Source organism: Rhodoferax sp. (assembly GCF_028689295.1).
In the GTDB taxonomy this organism is placed as follows: domain Bacteria; phylum Pseudomonadota; class Gammaproteobacteria; order Burkholderiales; family Burkholderiaceae_C; genus Rhodoferax.
Window position 1 is genome coordinate 1 of sequence record NZ_JAQTWL010000062.1, and the last position, 3460, is coordinate 3460.

Genomic DNA, 3460 nt, shown 5'->3' on the forward strand with positions numbered 1-3460 from the left:
GGGCGAAGGGGACAGCATGATGCCACCGGTCAAAAGCATTGAGCAACTTAACCGCGTCCTGAGCCTGATCATGCGTCACTTCAACAGCATCATTGCTGCAGTGGAGCAACTACCACGCGAGATATATCCCATCTGGTGCACCAGTGAATATCGCGGTAAAGAATACGATGACGCTGAAGGATGGGCCTACGGTTTCACGGAAGGCATGAAACTGTGCTGGAAAGATTGGGAGCCCCTGTTGAAAACCCCTCAAGGGCAAGCTTGGTACCGGCCAATCGGATTGCTGGGTGAAGACGACTTCTCGCCTGAGCAGGATAAGCTGACAAAAACACCAGCCCAGCGCGGTAAGCTGGCACTACAAATCCCCGAGGCGGTTGTGGCCATGTATGAATATTGGCTGCCATACAGGCGCGCTGTCTATGAGCGACAGGTTGCCAAGTCTACGCAGGGTAAAGTGGGACGCAATGAACCTTGCCCCTGTGGCAGTGGCAAAAAGTACAAGGTTTGCTGTGGTGCAGCTTCAGTTCTACATTGAGTCCTGAAATTGGACTGTCCAGCAGAGGATTTCTGATTGCTGCCAACGATGGCGTGATCTATCGGAGTTCGACCAAGCGTTTTGACCGCACACTGCGCCATCCAGATGACGAGCTTCTGCTTAGCTTTGAAGCGCTCAAAATCAGCGGTAGGTCGGCAAGATGATCGAGCGGTTGACCATGACGTTGAAAGCCATGCCAGGACGAATTTGCAGGGTTGGTGACATGTTCAAATTCTTTTGCAAAATCTTCGAGCTGACATCACTCAGTGAATTCATGGCGGCAGCCGAGGCTTGAGCCGAGCCGGACGGCGTGTTCAACGCACCCTGGTTTTGGGGTTGTGACTGTTGGGCAGCAACCCCCAAAAACGACACCAGCAGAGCCGATGACCAGGTTTTCCAGAAGTGGTTATCCACCTGATCTTCGATGCCGGATTGACCCTGACCATCAGCCGCTGACATGCCGCGCAAGGAAATCCGTGAACCGTTGGGCAAAATCAGTTCATCCCAAGCGGCCAGCACCCGCGATTGACCATAGGCAACATCAGCTGAGTACCTGCCGATCAAGCGCGAGCCTTGCGGAATCACCACAGCATCAGGTTCGTTGGTGGAATAAACAGTTTGGCGGGTCTGTGCAACGATGGTGCCTGGCAGATCGGAGTTGATGCCAGACAGCATGACCGCAGGGATCACCGAGCCCGCTGTCAATTCAAATTCCGCCATTTGAGCTTTGAGTAATTCCGGCAGGTAGCCATTGTCAGCAGCTTCCTTCATGAACGCCCGGTTGCGCGCTTGGGCCACCACCGCAGGGTCCTGACCGACAGGGCTGCCAGCAGCCAGAGTGGCAGGCAAATAGCCTGAATTGCTACTTGTACCTGCTGCTCCGGAGGGTGAATTCACCATGCGCACGGTCTGGGCAGTGGCAGATGCGCGTGCATTCGCAGCACGCCCATTGGCTGCTGACAGCCTTTGATCCAGACCGCCTACCGAGCGGTCATCCCCAGCACCTGCACCCAAGATGCCCCCTGTAGTTGTTCTAGCGGCCAGGGCGGCACCACCCTTGCTGATGTCAGATGTTTCGGCTGAATCAGATGCCATGATGAGACCTTGCAGACGCTCGTACTTTCGTTTTTGCAGCCACAACCGGTGCGCCTCAGCGGGTGTCGGAGGTGATGCGCCGCCACTGGCTGTTTGAGACCCCCCAGAAACACCATTTTGAGCTGCCGAGCGGGTTGATAACGGCCCTGTCTGTTGGCCATCAGGTGTTTGAACCGTCGGTTGACGCCTGACGGCAGCAGCTCGCCGCTGGATGTCTTCAGCGTTTTCCTTGTACGGAGCCGATTGACCCGGCGCATCACTGGCCGCCAACTGTTTGTTTGCATCGACACGATCGCCGCTTTTGCCGCTGATCATCACGCCGATCAAAATGGCAGAGGCCACCGTCGACGCGCCACCCAAGAGTAAAAACTGCCCTTTTTTGGAGAGTCGCTTTGTGCCCGGTGGCGGCGTATGGATTTCCAGCGGCTGACCAGGGCCATCGATGGCCGCCACGTCGATGTCTGCCTGAGCGTCTGTCGGATCGACAGTCAGATCGACAGTCAGATCGTCAGTCGACGTTTTCTTGCCCAGCCTGAAAATCATCTGGCACTCCAGTTGAACAAACTGTTCTGCCCTGATTTTTCGCATTGAATGGTTTGCGCGCTGGCACCCACACCCAGAACCAGACTGAGTTTGGCCGGCTTGCCATCGATGATGTAGTAGCCGTTCACCAGCCGTGAATTCAGCAATTCGGTTTCATTATTCGAGCTATTGAACACTGCGGGTGCATCACTGGCTGCTGCACCGGGCGGCAATTGAATGAACGTGTGCGTGTCATTGGCAAAGACCCGTGCCGGCTTGAACGCCGCCTCACCCGTGCAGGTGTAGCCAAAATCAAGCGTGGTTGGATCAAGTTTGCCAACAGACTTGTCTGCGACGACACGTTGGGTCCTGGCTTGTTCTGCGGCCAGTTTGGTGGCGGCAATCGTTGCCTCAAATTCTGCCTTTTGCCGTGCTGTCGCTTGTGCCTCAGCGCTCAAATCGCGCGTCATGTTTGCCGGGTCATACCAGCTCACCATGGGAACATACTCGGTTTTACTGGACACCAGGTGCATGTAATAAATGCGGCCCTTGTCAGTCGTCACAACCAGGTTGGTTGAAAGGCCTGCCTGAGTGGGTTTCAGCATCATCACCGGTTTTGACCCGGCTGTTGCGTTCTGCAATAGCCAGCGCACCGTGTCGCCAATTGAAACGCTGGTCACGGCCTCGCCGTCCTGCAGCGCAACCGAGCAGACGTGCAAAGGTGCGCAGGTAATGGTCGGACGTGAATACCCATAGGGATATTCGACGGCACCACTGGCACCAACCAGCGCCTCAGCCGCGCCTGTTTGTTCCCATCGCTTTGCTGCTGCAAGCCTGGCGGCATCGGCGGCGGAAAGCTTTCTGGTCTGCACCTTGGCTGTTGGCAACAAAGGTGATGGCGCTAAGATTTCAGGGGAGGACGTGATTTTTTGCGTTGCGGGGGTGGACTGCAAAGGGAAAGCTTCCAAGCCGGGTGTGGGTGGGGCGGTTTCCGTGGATGATTGCGCAAAGGCACTGGCAGTCAAGGAGAGAATGGCAATGGAGATGAGGGAATTTTTCATGAGGACGACCTTTACAGAACTTCTTTTGTCCAGGAGATTGACTTGACGTAAATGCCAAAGGGATTCCAAAGCGCGACTTTTGGGTTTTCCGCCAACTTGGCATCAATCCCAACCGTGACGACCGCTTTCCAATGCTCCGCAACAGCAGCCGCGCCAGGCTTGGCTTTGGTTTCCACCCACGACACTTGATAGGTTTCGCCCCCTTGGGGAATGACGGACGAAATTTCGACCCGTGTGACGGACCCAT

General features: G+C 55.7%; 4 protein-coding genes. 1 reads left to right on the top strand and 3 read right to left on the bottom strand.

The window, feature by feature from the left end:
- Positions 1–535: UPF0149 family protein (locus PHF15_RS16750; RefSeq protein WP_300122995.1), on the top strand; the 535-nt coding region annotated here is incomplete at its 5' end.
- A 141-nt stretch (positions 536–676) separates the two neighbouring features.
- Here PHF15_RS16750 and PHF15_RS16755 read toward each other — a convergent pair.
- The 3 genes from PHF15_RS16755 to PHF15_RS16765 form a co-directional block, all read right to left on the bottom strand.
- Complete coding sequence (locus PHF15_RS16755; RefSeq protein WP_300122997.1) at positions 677–2173, bottom strand: TrbI/VirB10 family protein; 1497 nt, start codon at positions 2171–2173, stop codon at positions 677–679.
- On the bottom strand, positions 2170–3213 hold the full coding sequence (locus PHF15_RS16760; RefSeq protein WP_300122998.1) for a TrbG/VirB9 family P-type conjugative transfer protein: 1044 nt from the start codon (positions 3211–3213) through the stop codon (positions 2170–2172). Before PHF15_RS16760 ends, PHF15_RS16755 begins: the two co-directional genes overlap by 4 nt.
- 11 nt (positions 3214–3224) lie before the next feature.
- Positions 3225–3460 (bottom strand): type IV secretion system protein (locus tag PHF15_RS16765; RefSeq protein ID WP_300122999.1); only part of this gene is annotated, 236 nt, incomplete at its 5' end.